Genomic DNA, 22,347 nt, shown 5'->3' on the forward strand with positions numbered 1-22,347 from the left:
AAATGACAGAATATAACTGGAATGAAAAACATATCGTTACTTTTCCTGAGAAAGAGGTTGTTTTATCAACGAAGAATTTGCATGTTTACTATGGTAAAAACGAATCCATTAAAGGGGTTGATATGCAGTTTAAGAAAAATAAGATTACAGCTCTTATCGGGCCTTCAGGTTCTGGTAAGTCAACCTATCTTCGCAGCTTGAATCGGATGAATGATACGATTGACATTGCTAAGGTTACTGGTGAGATCTGGTATGAAGGAATTGATATTAACCGTCCAGATATCAATGTCTATGAAATGCGGAAACATATCGGAATGGTCTTTCAAAGACCAAATCCTTTTGCCAAATCTGTTTACCGCAACATCACCTTTGCGCATGAACGTGCCGGTGTTAAGGATAAGAAGATCTTAGATGAAATTGTAGAAACATCTCTAAAACAAGCGGCTCTGTGGGAACAAGTAAAGGATGACCTTCATAAATCTGCTTTGATGTTATCAGGCGGTCAGCAGCAACGTCTCTGCATTGCCAGAGCCATTTCCGTGAAGCCAGAAATACTTCTAATGGATGAACCTGCTTCTGCACTTGATCCAATCGCAACAGCACAGTTAGAAGAAACGATGTTAGAATTGAAGAAGAACTATACGATTATCATCGTGACCCACAGCATGCAGCAAGCGGCGCGTGCGAGCGATTATACTGGTTTCTTCTATCTTGGTGATTTAATCGAATATGATGAAACAGCCAATATTTTCCAAAATGCTAAGTTACAGTCTACAAATGACTATGTTTCTGGTCATTTTGGCTAAGAAAATTGCTGCTTAATTAGAATTTATTAAAGGATTATCAAAATGACAGAACCTATTTTACAAATCAAGGACTTGTCGGTTTATTATAACAAAAAGAAAGCTCTTAATAGTGTATCGTTGGATGTATTGCCTCATGAGATTACAGCTTTGATTGGTCCTTCTGGGTCGGGAAAATCAACCCTCTTAAAAGCAATTAATCGCATGGGTGATTTAAATCCCGAGGTGACAACGACAGGTACTGTGATTTATAATGGGCAGAATATCTACAGTCCACGGACAGATACGGTGGAGCTTCGCAAAGAAATTGGAATGGTCTTTCAACAGCCCAATCCATTTCCAATGACGATTTATGAAAATGTTATTTACGGTTTGCGAATCAATGGCGTTAAAGACAAAGAGATACTAGATGAAGTAGTTGAAACATCATTAAAAGGGGCATCCATTTGGGATGAAGTGAAAGATCGTTTGAATGATTCAGCGATTGGCTTGTCCGGTGGTCAGCAGCAACGTGTCTGTGTGGCTCGTGTTTTGGCGACAAGTCCGAAAATCATCCTTTTAGATGAGCCAACATCAGCACTTGATCCTATTTCTGCAGGAAAAATTGAAGAAACACTTCATGGGCTGAAAGCTCAATATACAATGTTACTCGTGACCCGCTCAATGCAACAGGCTAGTCGTATTTCGGACAAGACAGCTTTCTTCCTAAATGGCGATTTGATTGAGTTTAATGCCACGAAAGAGATGTTCCTCAGTCCGATTCATAAGGAAACGGAAGATTATATCACAGGCAAGTTTGGATAGAGATTGTAATTACTCACTACAATATTGTGGCTATCTTCAATGTTTTGGAGACTGCTGTTTCTCTATATATTTATATATAAATGCACATATGCTTGTAGACAAGAATTATGTAAAAAGATGGATTTTCGTATAAAATTCTTTAGATCTTAGGAAAGGAAAATTTATGCTTAGAGTACAATTTGAAGAAGACTTAGCAAAACTCCATAACCAATTTTATGCAATGGGAAATGAAGTTTTGTCACAGATTAATCGCACAGTTCGCGCATTTGTGACCCACGACCGCGAATTAGCAAAAGAAGTAATTGAAGAAGACGCAGAAGTGAATGAATATGAAGTAAAATTGGAGAAAAAATCTCTGGAAATCATTGCTTTGCAGCAGCCAGTTTCACAAGACTTACGAACCGTTATTACAGTTTTGAAGGCAAGTAGTGATGTGGAAAGGATGGGGGATCATGCCGTTTCCATTGCACAAGCGACGATCCGCATGAAAGGAGAAGTTCGCATCCAGTCTGTTGAGGAAGAAATCAGCAAAATGGGACGCGATGTCAAAAATTTTGTGGAAGCAGCACTTGATCTTTACCTCAATGGCGATGTGGACAAGGCTTACGAAATAGCAACTATGGATGAGAAAATCAATCAGTATTTTGATGATATTCGCGATTTAGCTACACAAGAAATTAAGGCAAATCCAGATTTGATTGTTACAGGTCGTGATTACTTCCAAGTTATTTCGTACTTAGAACGTATTGGTGATTACGCCAAAAATATCTGTGAATGGGTTGTTTACTTTGAAACAGGTAAAATTGTTGAAATGTAGATACTAACTTAAAAAATTTGAGAATCATTTCTCAGATTTTTTATTTTCCTCTTCTTTTTCCGAATAAGAATATGAGGAGGTTTTTTATGTATAGTATTTCATTTCAGGAAGATTCTTTGTTGCCAAGGGAACGTTTAGTTGCAGAAGGTGCAGAACAATTGAGCAATCAAGAATTGTTATCCATTCTTATCCGCACAGGAAATAAAAAAGAAACTGTTTTTCAAGTTTCTCAACGAATTTTATCAACTATTTCTAGTTTGAATGATTTGCGCAATATGACGCTACAAGAATTGCAATCAATCTCTGGAATTGGTCGTATCAAGGCTATTGAATTACAAGCTATGATTGAATTAGGCCAGCGAGTCAGTAAGGCAGAATTGATTACGCAAGAGCAAATTTTAGGTAGTCAAAAGTTAGCGAAAAAAATGCAACAGGAATTGGGGCATAAGAAGCAGGAACACCTTGTAGCTTTATATTTGAATACTCAAAACAAAATCATTCATCAGCAGACGATTTTTATTGGTAGTGTGTCACGCAGTATTGCAGAACCACGAGAAATTCTGCATTATGCTGTGAAACACATGGCGACATCCATTATTTTGGTGCACAATCATCCATCAGGAGCTGTACTGCCAAGCAAAAATGACGATGAAGTGACCAAACATGTAAAAGAAGCGTGTGAGCTAATGGGCTTCATCTTACTGGATCATCTCATCGTCGCAGAGAAAGATTATTATAGTTATCGCGAAGAAACAGACTTGATTTAAAGTCTATTGACAACATAGTCAAACAGCATTCGATCTTTAGGACGTGTTTCAAATAAGAATTCTGGATGCCACTGGACTCCCAGATAAGCGATTTCATCAGTTGTTGTAATGGCTTCAATGGTGTTGTCTTTCGGATCACGGGCAATGACTTCGACATTTTCTGCTAAATCTTTGATACTCTGATGATGGAAAGAGTTGATATGAGATACTTCGCCGTAAATTTTTTCCAAAACAGAACCGGATTTAGTGACTAGTTTTTGAGTAGTATATTCAGCAGAACTGTCTTGCCAATGGTGCTCAATATCTTGATAAAGAGTTCCGCCCATTGCAACATTAAACAATTGCGTACCGCGGCAAACGGTAAAAATTGGTTTTTGTTGCTGGATAGCTTCATGGATTAAGGCTAATTCAAACAAATCACGTTCCAAATAGTAATCATCACTGTCAATTGTTTTTTCTTCGCCATAGAATTGTGGTGATACATTTTGTCCACCCGTTAGGATAAGTTTGTCAATCATCTGGATGTAGCGCCGTGCCATATCTGCATCTCCAATCGGCAATATGATAGGAGTTCCACCAACTTCTTTTACGCCCTCTACAAATCCCTTAGCAGCATAACTCATGATGGCAAATTCATCTTCAGGGTTTGGTCTTTCATTTCCAGTAATGCCGATAATAGGTCTCTTCATAAATAAATGTCTGCTCTTTCTAATTACTTAATGCTCTTTTTTCATAAAATAAAGGAGTGTTTGTAGCTCACTTGTCAAATCAACATATTGAACAACAACATCTTTTGGAACGGTTAAGTGAACAGGAGAAAAACTGAGAATACCTTTTACACCAGCCTCCACAAGAACAGTTGCAACTTCTTGCGCTTTTGCACTAGGAACTGTTAAAATAGCTGTTTTAACATCCACACCTTTTAATTTGTTATTGATTTGTGAAATGCCATAAATAGGAATCCCGTCATTTGTAGTAGTCCCAACTTCAGGATGATCATCTGTATCAAATGCCATAACAATCTTCATTTTGTTCCGTTCGTGGAAACGGTAGTGGAGCAAAGCATGTCCCATGTTACCGATACCAACTAACATCACATTGGTAATGGAATTGTCATGAAGTAAGTCAGCAAAAAAATTCATGAGTTTTTTTACATCGTAACCATATCCACGACGACCTAATTCGCCAAAATAAGAAAAATCTCGACGGACAGTTGCAGAATCAATCCCGATCGCATCTGCGATTTGTTTTGAATTGGCTTTTTCGATTTTTTCGGAATTAAATCGTTTGAAAATCCGATAATACAGAGAGAGCCTTTTAGCAGTTGCGCGTGGAATGGTTGTATTATTTTCAGATTTCACAAAATCACATCCTTTCAAAGACTATTTTATAGAAAGTTTGTGAAAAAATCAACTTATTTGATAAAAATAGAAAAGGAGTAGGACAAAATCAAGAAAATCAAAGATTTTTGGCTTGTTTCCTACTCTTTATTGTTTTACTGATGATTTAAAAATGAGTTTTTAAGCTATTTGTTTATTGTTCTTGTTTAGTGAAAATACCACGTTCTACCAAGCTATCCATTAAGAAATAAAACTTTTCTTGAATGATGTGATTGTCTTCTGATTTAAAAATATTCACTAACCGAAGGCCAGATTTGTCTGTGATATTGATTTTCACACCTGAAAGGTCTTTATTGATAATGATTTTCAACAAAAAGCCGTCTCCACTATTGGGAACATTTTCTAATAAGCGTGTTAATTCGTAATTTCCGACTTTTGTTTCGGCAAATGTGTTATCACGCAAAGTAAATTTTTTTACATTTTCTCCAAGAGAGTAACTGTAGGGGCAGTCTTTTAAGTGAATAGTGGTCTGAAAAGCCATCTATTTTATCCTCCTAAAATTTCTTTTAATGTTGTAGTAAATTGTCGAACTTCTTCTGAAGTATTTTGCTCCGAGAAACTAATGCGAATAGATTCCCTTAAGCGTTCTGAGTCGCTACCATAAAAAGCTTTAAGCACATGACTGGGTTCGATAGCTCCTGCTGTACAAGCAGAGCCAGTTGAGATAGAAATTCCAGATAAGTCTAAACGCATGAGCAATAAATCGTTAGCCTGCTTTGGAAAGCCAAGATTTACGACATAGGGAAGTGTGTGTGAATCATTATTTATATAGTAATGGATTCCGTCAAGTTCAGAGAGAAGTTGCTGTTTCAAACTTTCAACATGTTCTATGTTTTCTTGGTAGCAATTGAGGCTCTCTTTTAGAGCCGCAACCATACCGGCAATAGCCGCTAAATTCTCAGTTCCTGCACGTCTTTTATCCTCTTGATCTCCACCATGTAAAAATTTGTCAAATTTTACATGATTGAAGTACAAGAAGCCGATGCCTTTTGGACCATGAAATTTATGAGCCGATGCACTCATAAAGTCAATTCCTAGCTCGTCAGGATAGACAGGTAATTTGCCTATAACTTGCACAGCATCCACATGATAAGCAGCGGGATGATGTTTCACAACGTCAGCAATTTCTTTGACTGGAAGCATATAGCCTGTTTCATTATTGGCATACATGGTTGAGACAAGTATTGTATCTTCTCGAAGGGCTTCTTTTATCTGTTGAGCCGTAATCTCTCCATTTTTAGGTTGGATATAAGTCGCTTCAAAGCCAAATTTATCCACCAGATATTCAATCGTTTCAAGAACCGAATGATGCTCAATAGCAGTTGTAATAATGTGTTTTCCTTGATCTTGATGGACTAAGGCATATCCTTTTATGGCTGTATTGTTACTTTCTGTCCCACCAGATGTAAAGATGACATGTTGACTATTAGTATGAAGCAGTTCAGCAAGCTCTTGTCGGGCTTTGCGAAGAATTTTACTAGCAGCTCTTCCGTGGCTATGAATGCTAGATGGATTGCCAAAGGTATTTTCCATAACCTGTGTCATAGCAGTAATAGCAGCTTTTGACATGGGAGTTGTTGCTGCATTATCGAAATAAATCAAGATTTCTCCTTATTTCTTTTTATTGTAAGCAAACAGTGGACTGACTGGTTTTCTTTTATGGATACGAACGATTGCATCTCCGATTAGCCCACTTGCAGTAATGTATTGAACATTTTTCGGAGTTTTTTCTTTCGTTACAACTGAGTCAGTAACCAGGATTTCTTTGATAGGAGAGTTATCTAACTTTTCAGCGGCTCCCTCAACAAATAAACCATGACTAGAAACTGCATAAATCTCTGTTGCACCTTCGCGTTCAACGATTTTTGAAGCTTCCGCAAAGGTACGTCCGGTATTTAAAATATCATCAATGAGAATAGCTTTTTTGCCAGCGACATCTCCGATAATGTATCCTTCGTTACGATGAGAATCGTCTTGTGCATAGTCAATAATCGCAATCGGAGCATCTAAATGCTCTGCTAAGCTTCTAGCACGTTTAACACCAGAGTTTTTGGGACTGACCACAACTACGTCCTCGCCAGACAAGCCTTTTTCGCAGTAATGTTTGGCAAAAAGAGGAACGGTGTAAAGGTTATCAACAGGGATATCAAAGAAGCCTTGAACTTGGACAGCATGCAAATCTAGGGTTAGAACACGATCAACTCCTGCTTTTACCAACATATTTGCTACGAGCTTGGCTGTAATTGGTTCGCGAGGAGCGGCCGTTCGGTCTTGACGAGCATAGCCAAAATATGGCATCACAACATTGACAGAATTAGCGCTGGCGCGATTGCAAGCATCCACCATGATGAGAAGTTCCATCAAATGATTATTGACAGGAAAACTTGTTGATTGAATGATAAATACATCAAAGCCACGCACACTTTCCTCGATGTTTACTTGGATTTCTCCGTCTGAAAATTGACGTGATGAAAGTTTTCCAAGAGGCACACCAGCAGCTTTAGCGATTTTTTCGGCAATATCGTGATTGGAATTTAGTGCAAACAACTTCATCTGTGCTTTATCCGTCAGTATATCCATCATAACTTATTAAGACTCCTTTTGATTTCTACACTCCATTTTATCAAAAAATAAGCAAAATTTCAGCTTTTTATTCATAAGTTTTGAGCAAATCTTGCAACTTTAGGTTTTGCATATTTATAATGGATATGATGAGCCTGTAAAAAGTGATTGAATTGTTCTTTTCCAATTTTAGCATCTGTTACTTCTAGCTCTAATTCGTAGTCTGTTTTGTCAAAATAATGATTTTCATCAAGTGCCATCAAGCCAATAGCAGTCTCTTTTTCATAGCGAATAGTTGTCAAGCTCCCTAGAATCTTTAATTTCTCGAGGTTGATAGCAGCCTGAGTCAGCAGAGTGTGTATTTCTCCTTCAGGTAGCACACATGTATTGATGAGAGTGTGAGACTCTTCTAAAGTGAGAAATTGATTGTATTCCATATTACCGACCTGCTGCGGAATTTTTAAAGTTAATTCGGCACGAGTTTCAAAAGTACGAATCCGAAGTGCCATTTTTGCATCTCGAATTGAAAAGTCGGCTGTGTCAATATAGTAGTTTATCTGCTTGGTAGCTTTTATCTTTGAAAACAGTGGTAACAGCTGTTGGTACTCATTTTTTGTTAAAAGTGTTTTGTATTCAATTTCTAGGTGGTTCATTTTCCAATCCTTTTCTTTTGTTTGAAAGCGATTTATGTTATAATAAGTATTGTGTTTATTTTATAAAAAAATAAGTAAAATGACAAGGTGAGTGTATGCAATTAGAGTGGGAAGAGTTTCTGGATCCTTATATTCAAGCGGTTGGTGAATTAAAGATCAAACTGCGTGGGATTCGTAAACAGTATCGAAAACAAAAAAAACATTCTCCGATTGAATTTGTAACAGGTCGTGTAAAACCGATAGAAAGTATCAAAGAAAAAATGGCTTTGCGTGGGATTAAAGAGGAAAATCTAGCGCAAGATATGCAAGATATAGCTGGTTTGCGCGTAATGGTTCAATTTGTGGATGACGTAGAAGAAGTTTTGGATGTTTTGCGAAAGCGCCACGACATGCGGATTATCCAGGAGCGAGACTATATTAAAAACCGTAAGGCTAGTGGTTATCGAAGCTACCATGTCATTATTGAATATCCTGTTGATACAATTAATGGTAATAAAATCATTTTAGCAGAAATTCAAATTCGTACTCTGTCCATGAATTTTTGGGCAACGATTGAACATTCTCTGAATTATAAGTATAAAGGAGAATTTCCAGATGAGATTAAGAAACGTTTGGAAATTACAGCAAAAATCGCCTATCAATTAGACGAAGAAATGGGAAAAATTCGCGATGATATTCAAGAGGCACAAGCTTTATTTGACCCAATTAGTCGTAAATTAAATGATGGCGTAGGAAATAGTGACGATACAGATGAAGAATACAGGTAAAAGAATAGGGATTATCAGTAATCGCAGACGGCAAAGTCAAGAACTTTGTCGCCAATTAAAACAAAAATTAAAGCAAAATCATTTTATTTTGAATGATAATAATCCTGATATTGTCATTTCAATTGGTGGCGACGGGATGCTTTTGTCAGCATTTCACAAATATGAAGATCAGCTAGACAAAGTTCGCTTTGTTGGTGTTCACACAGGACATTTGGGCTTTTATACAGATTATCGAGATTTTGAGTTGGACAAACTAATTGATAATTTAAAATTAGATACGGGCGCAAAGGTGTCTTATCCGATTTTGAATGTGAAAATTTTCCATGGAAATAATGAAATTTGTACAAAGCGTGCATTAAACGAAGCGACAGTCAAGCGTTCTGGACGAACAATGGTCGCTGATATCATTATCAATCAAGTGCATTTTGAGCGCTTTCGTGGTGATGGCATTTCAGTATCAACTCCGACAGGAAGCACAGCTTACAATAAATCGTTGGGTGGTGCTGTTCTCCATCCAACCATCGAAGCTCTTCAGATTGCAGAAGTTGCAAGTTTGAACAATCGTGTGTTTCGGACCTTGGGCTCCTCAATTATCGTCCCTAAGAAAGATAAAATTGAAATTGTGCCGACTTGGAATGATCGACATGCGATTTCGATTGATAATCAAAATTTTATGATAAACAATATTTCTAAAATTGAATTTCAAATCGATCAACATAAGATTAACTTTCTTGCTACACCGAGTCATACGAGCTTCTGGAATCGTGTCAAAGATGCCTTTATCGGCGAGGTGGAGGAATGAGGTTTGAATTTATCGCAGATGAGCATGTGAAAGTCAAAACCTTTCTAAAAAAACATGAAATTTCTAAAACTTTGCTTGCGAAAATAAAGTTTTCTGGTGGGGATATTCAGGTGAATGGCAAAAAGCAAAATGCCATTTATTTGTTAGATATTGGCGACAAAGTTGCCGTCGATATTCCTGCAGAAGAAGGTTTTGGCAGTTTGCAAGCTGTAGAGAAAGATTTAGAAATTGTCTACGAAGATGAACATTTTCTGATTTTGAACAAGCCAGCAGGCGTAGCTAGCATTCCTAGTGTGAATCATTCCAATACAATGGCCAATTTTGTAAAAGCTTACTACATTGCAAATCATTATGAAAATCAGCAAATTCATATTGTGACTCGTTTAGACCGTGATACGAGTGGTCTGATGTTGTTTGCAAAGCACGGTTATGCTCATGCAAGATTAGATAAACAATTGCAAAAGAAAGTCATTGAGAAGCATTATTATGCTTTGGTCAAGGGTTCGGCACCGTTAAAGCCAGAAGGAGATATTATTGCTCCCATAGCGCGTGAAGATAGTAGTATCATTACTCGCTGTGTGGCAAAAAATGGAAAATATGCTCATACGAGTTATAAAGTTTTAGCGCAGTATGATGATATTTATCTCGTGGATATTCATCTTCATACAGGACGAACACACCAGATTAGGGTTCATTTTTCTTATATTGGTTTTCCGCTCTTGGGAGATGACTTATATGGTGGAAGCATGACTGACGGAATAACGCGGCAAGCGCTTCATTGTCATTCATTGCGTTTTTACAATCCATTCCATGAGGAAGTTGTGAATAAATCAAGTCCTCTTCCGGAAGATTTTAAAACAGTTATTCAAAAATTAAGCAATAATTAAGGAGTAAAACATGAAAATTTTTGAAACAATTCGTGAAACATTGCAAGACAAAGAAGTGAAGATTGTCTTACCAGAAGGTGAAGAACCACGTATTCTTCAAGCTACTAAACGTTTGGTAAAGGAAACAAGTATCACACCTGTTTTATTGGGGAATCCTGAAAAAATTCGTATTTACCTTGAAATTGAAGGTGTGACAGAAGGTTATGAAGTCATTGACCCTCAAAATTGTTCATGCTTTGAAGAAATGGTTGAAGCTTTTGTAGAACGTCGTAAAGGAAAAATCACAGAAGACGAAGCGCGTAAATTATTGAAAGAGGATGTCAATTATTTTGGTGTCATGCTTGTTTATCTTGGTAAAGTACAAGGTATGGTTTCTGGTGCGATTCATTCTACAGCAAGCACGGTTCGCCCAGCTCTTCAAATTATCAAAACACTTCCTTGGGTTTCTCGCACATCTGGTGCCTTTCTCATGGTTCGCGGTGATGAACGCTATGTTTTCAGTGATTGTGCAATCAATATTGATCCAGATGCTAAAACATTAGCAGAAATTGCTATTAACTCTGCCTTGACCGCGCAAATCTTTGACATTGACCCTAAAGTGGCTATGCTGAGTTATTCAACTAAAGGTTCTGGATTTGGTGAAAAGGTTGATAAAGTCGTCGAAGCAACAAAACTTGCGCAAGAAATGCGACCAGATCTTGCTATTGATGGAGAATTACAGTTTGATGCGGCATTTGTACCTAAAACAGCAGAATTAAAAGCTCCAGGCAGCAATGTAGCTGGTCAAGCGACTGTCTTTGTATTTCCTAGTATTGAAGCTGGAAATATCAGCTATAAAATGGCAGAGCGTCTCGGTGGCTTCTCAGCAGTCGGTCCTATTTTGCAAGGATTGAATCATCCAGTAAACGACCTTTCACGTGGATGCAACGCTGATGATGTTTATAAATTAACATTGATTACTGCCAGCCAAGCAGTTGGTCATTATTAGAAAGCCAAGACAGAATCCAGAATTCAAGTTCTGGGTTCTCTTTTTATTTTGTGTTATACTAAAGTTATGTTAGATTTGAAAAAATATGGAATTGAGATGTGGGAGGATGAAAAAATTGCCTCCTTTCGCCAAAAATTATTAGCTTGGTATGATGAGAATAAACGTGATTTGCCTTGGCGGAGAAGCAGTAATCCTTATCATATCTGGATTTCAGAAATTATGCTTCAGCAAACACGGGTAGATACGGTTATTCCTTACTATGAGCGCTTTTTAGCCTGGTTTCCGACAATCAAAGATTTAGCAATGGCTTCAGAAGAACGTTTGCTTAAAGCTTGGGAGGGGCTAGGTTACTACTCGCGAGTACGCAATATGCAACAGGCTGCTCAGCAGATTATGACAGATTTTAGTGGCGAGTTTCCTCACACTTACGAGGAGATTTCTAGTCTGAAAGGAATTGGTCCTTATACAGCAGGAGCTATTGCAAGTATTGCTTTTGGTTTGCCTGAGCCAGCGGTTGATGGGAATGTTATGCGGGTCCTGAGCCGTTTATTTGAAGTGAATTTGGATATTGGTGTCCCTGCTAACCGAAAGGTTTTTCAAGCGATGATGGAAATTCTGATTGACCCCCAAAGACCGGGAGATTTCAACCAAGCTTTGATGGATTTAGGCTCAGATATTGAAGCACCTATCAACCCTAGACCTGATGACAGTCCAGTAAGGGAATTTAGCGCTGCTTACTTACATGGAACAATGGATAGATACCCTATCAAAGCTCCTAAGAAAAAACCAGTTCCAGTTTATTTGTATGGTTTGATTATCCAGAATAATCAAGGAGAATTTCTTTTAGAGAAAAATGAAACAAGCAGTCTTTTATCAGGATTTTGGCACTTTCCTTTGATTGAAGTGGAAGAATTTCCGGACGGTGAACAGTTATCCTTTTTTGAAGTGGCAGAAAATCAAGTTGCATTTGAATTATCTCCGCAAGAAAGCTTTGAGCAGGACTATGATGTGGTAGTGAATTGGCAGGAGCAAGCTTTTCCGACAATTCAACATGTGTTCAGTCATCGCAAGTGGCAGATTCGTTTGCTTTACGGTCGAGTAGCAAATATGACAAAAAATCAAAAAGAGGAACAAGTTCTGTGGCTGCATCCTGATGACTTTACCGACTATCCGTTTGCGAAACCTCAGCAGAAGATGTGGCAAGCCTTTCAGGAAGGCAAATTAAAAGGAAATTAAATGTTAAGAGGCAAGGATAACATGCTCCCTGCCTCGCTTTGTGATTGTAAAAGCCACTGTCTAGTTGGTTTATAATATGCTGTGAAGTTGGTGATTTATCTCAGCTTCATTTTTTTATAAGTTAGCGAATGACTTGATTTCCTCAGCCGTCATAGAAGAGTCACAACGGACAGCTACTTGGCCATTCTCTATGTGTAGGAAACCTGGTACAGTTGGGATTCCGTATTCGGAACGGAAAGCTTGGAGCTCTTCCAGTTCACTAGGTTCCTCACTATTGATAAAGAAAATATGTGCTTGGGTTTCAGCGACAACACTAGCTAGCGTAGTGGCGAATTTACGACAGTAAGGGCACGTTTTACGCCCAATGAAAAAAGTTGCGTTTTCTTTATTTGCAATGGCTTGTCGGGCACGTTCAACAGTCGTGACTTCTAAATCTTTGATATCTTGTGTAAATTTATCCATAAAATAACCTCATTTCTTTTGTTCATTCTAGTATGCCACAAATAGGAAAATAATGCAGAGATTTGAAATGAAATGTAAAATATTGAAAGAGAAGTGAAACAGGACAACAGTCTGCTAGACTGTTTGAAGTTGTAAGCAGAGAAAATATTATTTTCTATTATAAAAGCAGTTCGAGCCTGAGATATTATTGTCCCAGACTCGAAGTTTGAATATTGTGGAAGTTAGAATGAGAACTCAAAGCCTTCTTACTTTTTGCTTATTTTACAAAATCATTGATTTCTGCTTCAATTTTTGCAATTTTTGCTTGAGCGTCTTGGCTAGAATTTCCGACAACAGCAATGTAGAATTTGATTTTTGGTTCAGTTCCTGAAGGACGTACAGCAATCCATGAACCATCAGTAAGTGTGTATTTTAATACATCGCTTGGTGGAGTTGTTAATTTCCTTACATTACCGTCAGAATCAGTAGCAGTTTGTACTTTGAAATCTTCTGTGACTGCAACAGCAGTAGCGTTGAATTCTTTCGGTGCATTGTCACGGAACTTGCTCATAATAGCTTTGATTTGTTCCGCGCCATCAACACCAGATAGAGTAACTGAAATAGTCTTTTCAGCATAATAACCATATTCTTTGTAGATTTCTTCGATTCCGTCTGCAAGAGTCAAGCCACGAGAGCGGTAGTAGGCAGCTAATTCTGCAACAACTAATACAGCTTGGATAGCATCTTTGTCGCGCACAAATGGTTTAATCAAGTAACCAAAGCTTTCTTCAAAGCCCATCATGTAAGTGTGATTGTGTTTTTCTTCAAATTCTTGAATCTTTTCAGCGATAAATTTGAAACCAGTTAAGACGTTAAACATGGTAGCGCCGTAGCTTTCAGCAATCTTGGTTACAAGATCGGTAGAGACAATGGATTTGCAAAGTGCTGCATTTGCAGGAAGTGTTCCAGCAGTCTTATGCGCTTCAAGGATATACTTGGCCATAATTGCACCAATTTGATTTCCTGAAAGATTGCGATAGCTACCATCTTTTTGGAGAACTTCAACACCTACACGGTCAGCATCTGGGTCTGTTGCGACAAGGACGTCCGCACCAACTTTGCGTCCCAATTCTTCAGCGAGAGAGAAAGCAGCTTGGTTTTCTGGATTTGGTGATTTGACAGTGGAGAAGTCTGGATCTGGCACGCATTGAGCTTCAACAACCTGAACAGAGTCAAAACCAGCTTGGGCAAATGCTCGGCGTGCTAACATTTCACCTGTACCGTGAAGCGGAGTGTAGACGATTTTCATGTCTTTGCCATATTCGTCAATCAATTGTTGATTGATATTCACGTCTTTTACTTCTTTAAGGTATTCAGTATCAACGTTTTCACCGATGATTTCAATCAATCCAGATGCTTTTTCGGCTTCAACATCAGCTACTTCAATAGTAAATGGATTTTCAATGGCACGAATATAAGCTGTTAGAGCATCAGCGTCATGAGGTGGCATTTGCCCCCCATCTTCACCATAAACTTTATAACCATTAAATGGAGCAGGATTGTGGCTAGCAGTAATCATAATTCCAGCAAAAGTTCCTAAATGGCGAACCGCAAATGACAGTTCTGGTGTTGGACGGAGACTTTCAAATACATAAGATTTAATGCCATGTTTTGCTAAAACAGCAGCAGATTCAAAGGCAAATTCTGGAGAGAAGTGACGAGAGTCATAAGCGATAGCGACACCGCGTTTTTTGAAATCTTCACCTTTTTCATCAATCAAATGTGCTAAACCTTCAGTTGCCTGACGAACGACATAAATATTGATACGATTCGTACCTGCACCAATCAAGGCACGCATACCAGCAGTACCAAATTCAAGATTTGTATAAAAAGCATCTTCTTTTGTCTTTTCGTCCATCGAATCCAATTCTTTACGAAGGTAGTCTGGAAGTTCTGCAAAATCAAGCCATTTTTTGAAATTTTCTTGGTAAGTCATTACGAAATCTCCTTTTTAAAATAGGGAAGCTTATGAAAAATCAGTGAAAACAGGAAATGTCATTACCTATTTAATAAAGGAGTGAGCATATCCAGTTTTCTCAATTTTTCAGCTTTCTGCATTGTTTAACCGTTTTCATTATAGCATTTTTTCATAAAAAAATCACGATTTCACGTGATTATTTTCTAACTTTTTCAAGAGCTGGAATAATGGTAACTGTCAGAAGCGCAGAAATAATCATTTCAGCAATGGAATTGGTTGAAATGACAGAAGCAAGCAGTAGTTGAATGTTTCCGTTATATACTTTGGAGAATAGTAGGAAAATCCCTCCTAAAACAAAAATAGTATTTGTCAATGAACCGACTGTTCCAGCTAAGATAAGTCCGGTCTTATTTTTAAGATATTTATAAACAAAATAAGGAGTAATTCCGATTAAGATTCGCGGAACGAGGGCAATGATGAGCGAATAAATATTCCCATTAGGGACAAACGGGCTAAACAAGTAACTGGTTGGCAAGAGAACAAGTGTGTTCGTAACCAGACTAATGATACCCATTAGCGCCCCTAAAATAGCGCCTACCTTTGGTCCATATAAAATACTTGCAATAATAACGGGAATGTGGACAATCGTTGGTTTGATTGGGACGGGAAAAAGGTTAAATATTACTGAACTCAATAGATGAATGACGAGCATAATCGCAAAAAAGATAGCAATTTGAGCAATATTAGATTGTTTCTTCATAAATCATTTCCTTTACTTTTTTTATAATTGTTTCTACAGAAGCAAGGGCGCCAATTCCGTGGTCACCACAGGCTAGGACGGTTTCTCTAGGCTGAATCATTTGCCAGCCGTATTTTTCTAGTTTAGATAGATTTTCTTGAGTGATTGGATTTTCATACATTTTAGTATTCATAGCTGGGGCTAATACCTTTTTGGCTGTTGATGGCAGAGCAAGTGCGGTACTGGTTATCATATTGTCTGCAAAGCCATTAGCTAATTTAGCGATCGTATTGGCGGAAGCAGGTGCAACTAAGAAAAGATCCGTTTGCTTGGCAATTTCAATATGATTGACCTTGTTTGGCGCAGGCTCCTCCATGACATCTGTATGCACTAAATTTTTCGACAATACCTGCAAAGTCAGCGGTGTAATGAAATTTGTAGCTGCTTGAGACATCAGAACAGTCACCTTTTGATTGTCTTTTGTCAATTGACTGGTCAAGTCAGCAGCTTTATATGCGGCAATGCTTCCTGTGACGGCTAAAGTAATATGTTTCATAAATTGTCCTTTGTGTGAATGTGTGTTACGAGTTGTTGAGCGATTTCCTCTTTTGTGTTGGCTTCTATGACAGAATTTTCTTTGACTAAGTAAGCATGATGTTGATTATTGGAAATATCATACAAGTCATTTGCTACAATTATTTCAGCTTGATTTTTAGCAAGACTGGCACGAGCAACTGTCAGTAATTCTTCTTTAGAAACATCAACTAAGAGTTTAAAACCAATTAGACGGATATTGGGATTCCATTTTTTGACTTGATTGATAATTTTCGGTGTTTGTTTGAGGAAGAGCACCTGATAATCATCTTGTGATGAAATCTTCCCTTGGACGTTTGTTTTGTTCAAAAACTCTGTTAAATCCTGCGAAGCAGTGATTTGGTCAAATCCTGCCATATAAATAGGAGTATAGTCAGAGACAGCCATTGAATGAATCAAAACATCATGAGTTTTGACCAAAGACTGCATTGTTTCTAGCAAATCTTGAACATTTTCAATGATTTGAATGGTTAAATTTGGATGAGCAGCAGGCTTGACAGCATTCTGTGTAGTGACTAAGGTGACCTGATCACCTTGTGCTAAAAAACTCTCCGCAATAAGAGCACCAAGCTTTCCTGTTGAGTGATTCGTAATAGAACGAACTTGATCGATTTTTTCGCTCGTTCCGCCAGAAGTAATCAATAGTTTCATAACTAAATTTTACACAAAAAAAGTTAATTCGTAAATAGAAAAGACTTTTCCGAACGTTTTTGAGAATTTTAGCTTTGAAAGTGTTTGTTTTCTTTATTTTTTGGTATAATAATCCTATCAAAACTGGAGGATTCCAAATGAAAACGGATATAGAAATTGCTCAGAGTGTTGACTTGCAGCCGATTGCTGATGTAGTGAAGAAAGTTGGAATTGATTACGATAATTTGGAGCTTTACGGTAAATACAAGGCGAAATTATCTTTTGACAAGATTCAGGAATTGCAAAAGAAGCCAGTTGGTAAGCTGATTTTGGTAACAGCCATCAACCCAACACCGGCCGGCGAAGGAAAATCAACTATTACCATTGGTTTAGCAGATGCTCTTAGCAAAATTGGCAAGAAAACTATGATTGCGATTCGTGAACCGTCTCTAGGTCCTGTCATGGGAATCAAAGGCGGAGCCGCTGGAGGTGGTTATGCACAGGTTCTACCAATGGAAGACATCAATTTGCATTTCACAGGAGATATGCATGCGATTACCACTGCTAACAATGCCCTTTCTGCTTTGATTGATAATCATTTACATCAAGGAAATGCTCTAGGAATTGACCAACGTCGCATTATCTGGAAGCGCGTGGTAGATCTGAATGACCGTGCTTTGCGGCATGTGACCGTCGGTCTGGGCAGTCCGGTTAATGGAATTCCGCGGGAAGATGGTTTTGATATTACGGTTGCATCTGAAATCATGGCTATTCTGTGCTTAGCGACAAGCATTGAGGACTTGAAAAAACGTCTAGCTAATATTGTTATTGGTTACCGTTATGATCGGACGCCTGTTTATGTTCGAGATTTGGAAGTAGAAGGGGCTCTTGCTCTCATCTTGAAAGACGCTATAAAGCCCAATCTAGTACAGACTATTTATGGAACCCCTGCCTTCGTTCACGGTGGACCGTTTGCAAATATCGCCCATGGCTGTAATTCTGTTCTGGCGACGACAACAGCTCTGCATCTGGCGGACTACACGGTGACTGAAGCTGGCTTCGGTGCGGATCTAGGGGCTGAAAAATTCCTAGACATCAAAACGCCCAATCTGCCGACTGCTCCAGATGTAGTGGTTATTGTTGCAACTCTTAGAGCATTGAAAATGAACGGTGGTGTCGCCAAAGAAGATCTGACAACTGAGAATGTTGAAGCGGTTAAAGCAGGTTTTGCCAACCTCAAACGCCATGTGGAAAATATCCGTAAATTTGGCATTCCAGCTGTTGTAGCAATCAATGAGTTTGTTTCTGATACAGAAGCTGAAATTGCTGAGTTGAAAGCACTTTGTGCTCAAATTGATGTACCTGTGGAATTGGCTAGTGTCTGGGCAGATGGTGCTGACGGTGGATTGACTCTTGCGGAAGTTGTGGTCAAAACGATTGAAACGAGACCTGCCAAATACACTCGACTCTATGATAATAATCTGACAGTTGAAGAAAAAATCGAGAAAATTGTCAAGGAAATCTATCGTGGAACAAAAATTAATTTTGAAAAGAAAGCAAAAACTCAAATTTCTCAAATTGTCAAGAACGGCTGGAATAAGCTGCCAATTTGTATGGCCAAGACCCAGTACAGTTTTTCAGATAATCCAAATCTTCTGGGAGCGCCAGAAAACTTTGAAATCACTATTCGCGAAGTAGTTCCAAAATTGGGTGCAGGTTTTATTGTCGCCCTAACTGGTGATGTTATGACGATGCCCGGTCTGCCAAAACGCCCGGCAGCCCTCAATATGGATGTTGCACCAGATGGTACAGCTATTGGACTATTTTAAAACGAAAAAGGTTCGAGAGAGCCTTTTCTTTTTGAATTTGGTAAAATATACATGGTGATATACTTCATTTTTATGAAAGTAATAAGAAGAAAGGAACGTTCGGATGAACATCAGATTAGCAAATAAAAACGACGCCGCTGTTCTTGTAGCTATTTACGCACCTTATGTGGAGAAAACAGCCATTACTTTTGAGTATGATGTTCCGTCGATGGAGGAATTTTCTGGTCGGATTGAGAAGACCTTGGAAAGGTATCCTTATCTGGTGGCTGAAGAAGAGGGAGTCATTCTGGGTTATGCTTATGCTTCGACTTATTATGGTCGAGAGGCATACAACTGGGCTGTTGAACTATCGGTCTATGTAGCTGATGAGAATCGTGGCAGAGGGATTGGGAAGCAGCTTTATGACAAATTGGAAGAAATTCTTGAACAGCAAGGTTTTGTTCATTTTCTAGCTTGTATTGCTCTGCCGAATGACGCCAGTATTTCTTTCCATAAAAAACGTGGTTATCAGCAAGTAGCGCATTTCCCAAAAATCGGCTATAAATTTGGCTGCTGGTATGATACAGTTTGGTTGCAGAAGAGTTTAGATAAACCAGCAAGACCAATTAAATTATTCAAAGATATGAATGTTGAAAGTGAATGGTAATATGAAAGTAGAAGATATTTTCCAAGGATTAAAAGAAGTAGCAAACCCTGAAGATGCTATTCACATGAAAGCATACATGAAAGACCAGTTCGAGTTTTTAGGGGTCAAAACACCTATTAGGCGGCAAATTTCTAAAATATTTTTTAAGAAAAGTCACAAGTCTACGATAGATTGGAAATTTATCAATCAGGCTTGGGAAAATCCCTATCGTGAAATGCAATATGTGGTGCTGGATTATTTACAACTAAAACAAACATCTTTAGCCTCAAACGATTTAACAAAGGTAAAGAAATTGGCGCAAACAAAGCCTTGGTGGGACACGATTGACTTTTTGTGTCGCTCGGTAGGCTATATTAGTTTGCATTATCCTGAGACAAAGAAATTTGTGTTGGAGTGGAGCAGGGATGAAGATTTTTGGCTGCGGCGCCTTGCCATTGAACAACAATTGCTTCAAAAAGAAGAAACAGATGTCCAGTTGCTGGAACAAATCTTGGTTAATAATCTTGACCAGACCGAGTTTTTCATCAATAAGGCTATTGGCTGGGCTCTGCGAGATTACTCCAAGACCAATCCCGACTGGGTGCTGGAGTTTATTGAAAAATACAAAGACAGGCTGAGCAAATTCAGCATTAAAGAAGGAAGCAAGTATTTGTGAGATTGATAGATGAGGAAGTTTTTCTATCAGTAGTTAAAAACTGATGAAGAGGATCGATAAATGAAATATCGCAGGCAAGTATTGATGAACTAGCAAAAACCGAACCAATTCTCTTTGTGAGCATTACCCAAGAGGATTGGTTCGGTTTTTTTCTTACTTAGCTCCTAGTTTGCTTTCGATTTTCATTAAGTGTTAGATATTTTTTTGCTCTAAGTGATGTATATGATTGTATCTAGTATAATGAATGATAATAATCGTCAAAATAGTAGTGACTGTCCAGATAGCATATTGATGAATGAAACGTGTGAGAAATCCAGTAAAAATAGCACCGCCGATGAAACTAGCGACAATCATAGAGTAATTAGCCGCTTGCCTTCTAATAATATGTCTGCGGTCTTTAAAACGAATATATTCATACCAAGCAGTGACCATTCTCCGATAGTTTCCTGAAGTCATCATAATCATGTAGGGATAAGACTCGATTTTTGAGCCTGTATAAGTTAGCATGACCATGCCTGTAGAGGTTGCAAGCAATATCACCCAGATAAAATAATGAGAATGAAAAAAAGGAAAGAGGAAAGTCGTGAGAGTCAATGGTAAGACTCCCCAAGTACGCCAATGTGAGCTTTGCGCCCGTTCCTTAAGTAGAATACCAAGGATAAAGCCACAGGTAAAGAAGACAAGCGAAAGGATACGGTAAGCCGTCTTTACGGTTGGACCATCCCAGTCGGCTACGATTAAAATAATATTCCCTGTCTGAGTGGCGATTAGTGTACTAAATTGTATATGCGAAAAAACGTCTAGGCAACCACCCACAGCTCCTAGCAAGATAGCCATTGTTCGCCTATCTTGAGGCATGGGGACAGGCTGTTTCGTAGTATCCATAACTTTATCCTCCTAAAAACTATTTTACTCTTTTAAGGCACCAATTTCAAATATGGATAAGCTAGAAAATCTCTCATAAAAAATAGTTTGACTTTTAGGATTCTCTATAGTAGAATGCTAGATATGCGATGAGTCGATAGGTGGCGCAAGCCACATATTGAGCATGGGAGGTCATATACGCAGGAGCGGACCTTGATGAGTTGTGTGAACCTGCTCATCACACGTAAGTGCCCTCAATCCCTACTTTTTAGTGGGGATTTTTTTCTTATAAGTCTTTTCAATTCTTTATAAAAGTAGTATAATACCAGCAATACACAAATTTTTTGAAAATTCAGAGAGGTATGTTATGGGATACACAGTTGCTGTGGTAGGTGCTACAGGTGCCGTTGGAGCTCAAATGATTAAAATGCTGGAAGAATCAACTCTTCCGATTGAGAAAGTACGCTACTTGGCTTCAGCTCGTTCTGCTGGGAAAGTCTTGAAGTTCAAAGACCAAGACATCACAATTGAAGAAACAACGGAGACTGCCTTTGAAGGTGTAGATATCGCTCTCTTTTCAGCAGGCGGCTCAACGTCTGCCAAGTATGCTCCATACGCTGTCAAGGCAGGAGCGGTTGTCGTTGACAATACCTCTCATTTCCGTCAGAATCCTGATGTTCCTTTGGTTGTACCAGAGGTCAATGCACATGCACTTGATGCTCATAACGGAATTATTGCCTGCCCAAATTGCTCCACTATCCAGATGATGGTAGCTTTGGAGCCGATTCGTCAGAGATGGGGCTTAGAGCGCATCATCGTATCTACCTATCAGGCCGTGTCCGGAGCTGGTATGGGAGCTATTCTTGAAACTCAGCGTGAACTGCGTGAGGTCTTAAATGACGGTGTCAATCCGCGTGATGTTAAGGCTGAGATTTTGCCTTCCGGCGGTGACAAGAAGCACTATCCGATTGCTTTTAATGCTCTTCCTCAAATTGATGTCTTTACGGACAATGACTACACCTACGAAGAGATGAAGATGACCAATGAAACCAAGAAGATCATGGAAGATGACACGATTGCGGTTTCTGCTACTTGTGTTCGTATCCCTGTTCTTTCAGCGCACTCAGAGTCTGTCTACATCGAGACAAAAGAAGTAGCACCCATCGCAGAGGTCAAAGCAGCTATTGCGAACTTTCCAGGAGCAGTATTAGAGGATGATGTTGCTCATCAAATCTACCCTCAGGCTGTTAATGCTGTCGGAAAACGTGAGACATTCGTGGGACGAATTCGCAAGGATTTGGACGCTGAAAAAGGCATCCATATGTGGGTGGTTTCAGACAATCTGCTTAAAGGTGCTGCTTGGAATTCTGTTCAAATCGCTGAGACCTTGCATGAACGTGGCTTGGTGCATCCAATAGCAGAAGTTGTTTTTGAGATGAAATGAAGTATGAGATAGCATTCATATTATTGTACTTTGCAAGCTAG

General features: G+C 38.7%; 25 protein-coding genes. 13 read left to right on the plus strand and 12 right to left on the minus strand.

From position 1 onward, the window contains the following. Positions 1-2 precede the first annotated feature (2 nt). The 4 genes from pstB (EL079_RS02065) (at position 3) to radC (ending at position 3,191) form a co-directional block, all read left to right on the plus strand. Positions 3-806 (plus strand): phosphate ABC transporter ATP-binding protein PstB, encoded by an 804-nt coding sequence (pstB, locus tag EL079_RS02065; RefSeq protein ID WP_003032498.1) that lies wholly within the window; start codon positions 3-5, stop codon positions 804-806. Positions 807-848: 42 nt separating this feature from the next. Beyond that, positions 849-1,607, plus strand: a complete 759-nt coding sequence (pstB, locus tag EL079_RS02070; RefSeq protein ID WP_003032522.1) for a phosphate ABC transporter ATP-binding protein PstB — start codon at positions 849-851, stop codon at positions 1,605-1,607. A gap of 163 nt (positions 1,608-1,770) precedes the next feature. Continuing rightward, positions 1,771-2,424: a phosphate signaling complex protein PhoU gene (phoU, locus tag EL079_RS02075; RefSeq protein ID WP_003032560.1), complete on the plus strand. Its 654-nt coding sequence runs from the start codon at positions 1,771-1,773 to the stop codon at positions 2,422-2,424. Positions 2,425-2,510: 86 nt separating this feature from the next. Then, positions 2,511-3,191: a RadC family protein gene (gene radC / locus EL079_RS02080; RefSeq protein WP_003024167.1), complete on the plus strand. Its 681-nt coding sequence runs from the start codon at positions 2,511-2,513 to the stop codon at positions 3,189-3,191. Here the strand turns inward: radC and EL079_RS02085 are convergent. The 6 genes from EL079_RS02085 to EL079_RS02110 form a co-directional block, all read right to left on the minus strand. Further along, on the minus strand, positions 3,188-3,880 hold the full coding sequence (locus EL079_RS02085; protein ID WP_003032527.1) for a gamma-glutamyl-gamma-aminobutyrate hydrolase family protein: 693 nt from the start codon (positions 3,878-3,880) through the stop codon (positions 3,188-3,190). The two genes, radC and EL079_RS02085, sit on opposite strands and share 4 nt — an antisense overlap. Before the next feature lie 27 nt (positions 3,881-3,907). Beyond that, a complete protein-coding gene (locus EL079_RS02090) occupies positions 3,908-4,552 on the minus strand; it encodes a redox-sensing transcriptional repressor Rex (protein ID WP_003032500.1) in 645 nt (214 codons plus the stop codon). A gap of 172 nt (positions 4,553-4,724) precedes the next feature. After that, positions 4,725-5,072 (minus strand): DUF1831 domain-containing protein, encoded by a 348-nt coding sequence (locus EL079_RS02095; protein WP_003029329.1) that lies wholly within the window; start codon positions 5,070-5,072, stop codon positions 4,725-4,727. Positions 5,073-5,077: 5 nt separating this feature from the next. Continuing rightward, on the minus strand, positions 5,078-6,193 hold the full coding sequence (locus tag EL079_RS02100; RefSeq protein ID WP_003032538.1) for a cysteine desulfurase family protein: 1,116 nt from the start codon (positions 6,191-6,193) through the stop codon (positions 5,078-5,080). Positions 6,194-6,202: 9 nt separating this feature from the next. Continuing rightward, positions 6,203-7,162, minus strand: a complete 960-nt coding sequence (locus tag EL079_RS02105; RefSeq protein ID WP_026248170.1) for a ribose-phosphate diphosphokinase — start codon at positions 7,160-7,162, stop codon at positions 6,203-6,205. Between the two features lie 83 nt (positions 7,163-7,245). Then, entirely contained in the window at positions 7,246-7,806 is a 561-nt protein-coding gene (locus tag EL079_RS02110) for a CYTH domain-containing protein (protein ID WP_003032512.1), read from the minus strand. A gap of 95 nt (positions 7,807-7,901) precedes the next feature. Here EL079_RS02110 and EL079_RS02115 point away from each other — a divergent pair, with 95 nt between their 5' ends. The 5 genes from EL079_RS02115 to mutY all read left to right on the plus strand — a co-directional run bounded on the left by EL079_RS02115 (position 7,902) and on the right by mutY (position 12,486). Continuing rightward, positions 7,902-8,573: a GTP pyrophosphokinase gene (locus EL079_RS02115; protein ID WP_003024184.1), complete on the plus strand. Its 672-nt coding sequence runs from the start codon at positions 7,902-7,904 to the stop codon at positions 8,571-8,573. Next, the gene (locus EL079_RS02120) at positions 8,557-9,375 is read left to right on the plus strand and encodes an NAD kinase (protein WP_003032530.1); all 819 of its coding nucleotides are present in this window, start codon (positions 8,557-8,559) and stop codon (positions 9,373-9,375) included. The genes EL079_RS02115 and EL079_RS02120 overlap by 17 nt, the downstream gene beginning before the upstream one ends. Further along, positions 9,372-10,262, plus strand: coding sequence for an RluA family pseudouridine synthase (locus EL079_RS02125; protein WP_003032537.1), 891 nt, complete (start codon positions 9,372-9,374; stop codon positions 10,260-10,262). The genes EL079_RS02120 and EL079_RS02125 overlap by 4 nt, the downstream gene beginning before the upstream one ends. Positions 10,263-10,272: 10 nt before the next feature. After that, positions 10,273-11,250: a phosphate acetyltransferase gene (gene pta, locus EL079_RS02130; RefSeq protein ID WP_003032533.1), complete on the plus strand. Its 978-nt coding sequence runs from the start codon at positions 10,273-10,275 to the stop codon at positions 11,248-11,250. Between the two features lie 66 nt (positions 11,251-11,316). Further along, complete coding sequence (mutY, locus tag EL079_RS02135) at positions 11,317-12,486, plus strand: A/G-specific adenine glycosylase (RefSeq protein WP_003032524.1); 1,170 nt, start codon at positions 11,317-11,319, stop codon at positions 12,484-12,486. A 114-nt stretch (positions 12,487-12,600) separates the two neighbouring features. Here mutY and EL079_RS02140 read toward each other — a convergent pair whose 3' ends face one another. The 5 genes from EL079_RS02140 to EL079_RS02160 form a co-directional block, all read right to left on the minus strand. Then, on the minus strand, positions 12,601-12,948 hold the full coding sequence (locus EL079_RS02140) for a thiol reductase thioredoxin (protein ID WP_003032503.1): 348 nt from the start codon (positions 12,946-12,948) through the stop codon (positions 12,601-12,603). A 256-nt stretch (positions 12,949-13,204) separates the two neighbouring features. Beyond that, positions 13,205-14,923 (minus strand): phospho-sugar mutase, encoded by a 1,719-nt coding sequence (locus tag EL079_RS02145; protein WP_003032501.1) that lies wholly within the window; start codon positions 14,921-14,923, stop codon positions 13,205-13,207. Positions 14,924-15,101: 178 nt separating this feature from the next. Then, positions 15,102-15,665 carry an ECF transporter S component gene (locus EL079_RS02150; protein WP_003032517.1) on the minus strand — a complete coding sequence of 188 codons (564 nt, stop codon included), beginning with the start codon at positions 15,663-15,665 and terminating at the stop codon, positions 15,102-15,104. Then, complete coding sequence (gene coaC, locus EL079_RS02155) at positions 15,649-16,200, minus strand: phosphopantothenoylcysteine decarboxylase (protein WP_003032506.1); 552 nt, start codon at positions 16,198-16,200, stop codon at positions 15,649-15,651. The genes EL079_RS02150 and coaC overlap by 17 nt, the downstream gene beginning before the upstream one ends. After that, positions 16,197-16,889: a phosphopantothenate--cysteine ligase gene (locus EL079_RS02160; RefSeq protein WP_003032499.1), complete on the minus strand. Its 693-nt coding sequence runs from the start codon at positions 16,887-16,889 to the stop codon at positions 16,197-16,199. The genes coaC and EL079_RS02160 overlap by 4 nt, the downstream gene beginning before the upstream one ends. A gap of 137 nt (positions 16,890-17,026) precedes the next feature. Here EL079_RS02160 and EL079_RS02165 point away from each other — a divergent pair, with 137 nt between their 5' ends. From EL079_RS02165 to EL079_RS02175, 3 genes are all read left to right on the plus strand, one after another. Next, positions 17,027-18,697, plus strand: coding sequence for a formate--tetrahydrofolate ligase (locus EL079_RS02165; RefSeq protein ID WP_003032545.1), 1,671 nt, complete (start codon positions 17,027-17,029; stop codon positions 18,695-18,697). A 103-nt stretch (positions 18,698-18,800) separates the two neighbouring features. After that, positions 18,801-19,343 carry a GNAT family N-acetyltransferase gene (locus tag EL079_RS02170; RefSeq protein WP_003032532.1) on the plus strand — a complete coding sequence of 181 codons (543 nt, stop codon included), beginning with the start codon at positions 18,801-18,803 and terminating at the stop codon, positions 19,341-19,343. 1 nt (position 19,344) lies between these two features. After that, the gene (locus tag EL079_RS02175) at positions 19,345-19,998 is read left to right on the plus strand and encodes a DNA alkylation repair protein (RefSeq protein WP_003032531.1); all 654 of its coding nucleotides are present in this window, start codon (positions 19,345-19,347) and stop codon (positions 19,996-19,998) included. Between the two features lie 192 nt (positions 19,999-20,190). Here EL079_RS02175 and EL079_RS02180 read toward each other — a convergent pair whose 3' ends face one another. Next, complete coding sequence (locus EL079_RS02180) at positions 20,191-20,883, minus strand: YoaK family protein (RefSeq protein WP_018543517.1); 693 nt, start codon at positions 20,881-20,883, stop codon at positions 20,191-20,193. Positions 20,884-21,229: 346 nt separating this feature from the next. On the opposite strand from EL079_RS02180, the gene EL079_RS02185 reads away from it, so the two are divergent. Beyond that, positions 21,230-22,306, plus strand: coding sequence for an aspartate-semialdehyde dehydrogenase (locus EL079_RS02185; RefSeq protein ID WP_003032505.1), 1,077 nt, complete (start codon positions 21,230-21,232; stop codon positions 22,304-22,306). The last annotated feature ends 41 nt before the right edge of the window (positions 22,307-22,347 follow it).

The sequence above is a fragment of the Streptococcus anginosus genome (assembly GCF_900636475.1).
Classification (GTDB): Bacteria; Bacillota; Bacilli; order Lactobacillales; family Streptococcaceae; genus Streptococcus; species Streptococcus anginosus.

Bases quoted from the DNA above. Each gene is read 5' to 3' on its own strand.
- pstB (WP_003032498.1), top strand. From the start codon at position 3: ATGACAGAATATAACTGGAATGAAAAACATATCGTTACTTTTCCTGAG.
- pstB (WP_003032522.1), top strand. From the start codon at position 849: ATGACAGAACCTATTTTACAAATCAAGGACTTGTCGGTTTATTATAAC.
- phoU (WP_003032560.1), top strand. From the start codon at position 1,771: ATGCTTAGAGTACAATTTGAAGAAGACTTAGCAAAACTCCATAACCAA.
- radC (WP_003024167.1), top strand. From the start codon at position 2,511: ATGTATAGTATTTCATTTCAGGAAGATTCTTTGTTGCCAAGGGAACGT.
- EL079_RS02085 (WP_003032527.1), bottom strand. From the start codon at position 3,880: ATGAAGAGACCTATTATCGGCATTACTGGAAATGAAAGACCAAACCCT.
- EL079_RS02095 (WP_003029329.1), bottom strand. From the start codon at position 5,072: ATGGCTTTTCAGACCACTATTCACTTAAAAGACTGCCCCTACAGTTAC.
- EL079_RS02110 (WP_003032512.1), bottom strand. From the start codon at position 7,806: ATGAACCACCTAGAAATTGAATACAAAACACTTTTAACAAAAAATGAG.
- EL079_RS02115 (WP_003024184.1), top strand. From the start codon at position 7,902: ATGCAATTAGAGTGGGAAGAGTTTCTGGATCCTTATATTCAAGCGGTT.
- EL079_RS02120 (WP_003032530.1), top strand. From the start codon at position 8,557: ATGAAGAATACAGGTAAAAGAATAGGGATTATCAGTAATCGCAGACGG.
- EL079_RS02125 (WP_003032537.1), top strand. From the start codon at position 9,372: ATGAGGTTTGAATTTATCGCAGATGAGCATGTGAAAGTCAAAACCTTT.
- pta (WP_003032533.1), top strand. From the start codon at position 10,273: ATGAAAATTTTTGAAACAATTCGTGAAACATTGCAAGACAAAGAAGTG.
- mutY (WP_003032524.1), top strand. From the start codon at position 11,317: ATGTTAGATTTGAAAAAATATGGAATTGAGATGTGGGAGGATGAAAAA.
- EL079_RS02140 (WP_003032503.1), bottom strand. From the start codon at position 12,948: ATGGATAAATTTACACAAGATATCAAAGATTTAGAAGTCACGACTGTT.
- EL079_RS02145 (WP_003032501.1), bottom strand. From the start codon at position 14,923: ATGACTTACCAAGAAAATTTCAAAAAATGGCTTGATTTTGCAGAACTT.
- EL079_RS02150 (WP_003032517.1), bottom strand. From the start codon at position 15,665: ATGAAGAAACAATCTAATATTGCTCAAATTGCTATCTTTTTTGCGATT.
- coaC (WP_003032506.1), bottom strand. From the start codon at position 16,200: ATGAAACATATTACTTTAGCCGTCACAGGAAGCATTGCCGCATATAAA.
- EL079_RS02160 (WP_003032499.1), bottom strand. From the start codon at position 16,889: ATGAAACTATTGATTACTTCTGGCGGAACGAGCGAAAAAATCGATCAA.
- EL079_RS02165 (WP_003032545.1), top strand. From the start codon at position 17,027: ATGAAAACGGATATAGAAATTGCTCAGAGTGTTGACTTGCAGCCGATT.
- EL079_RS02170 (WP_003032532.1), top strand. From the start codon at position 18,801: ATGAACATCAGATTAGCAAATAAAAACGACGCCGCTGTTCTTGTAGCT.
- EL079_RS02175 (WP_003032531.1), top strand. From the start codon at position 19,345: ATGAAAGTAGAAGATATTTTCCAAGGATTAAAAGAAGTAGCAAACCCT.
- EL079_RS02180 (WP_018543517.1), bottom strand. From the start codon at position 20,883: ATGGATACTACGAAACAGCCTGTCCCCATGCCTCAAGATAGGCGAACA.
- EL079_RS02185 (WP_003032505.1), top strand. From the start codon at position 21,230: ATGGGATACACAGTTGCTGTGGTAGGTGCTACAGGTGCCGTTGGAGCT.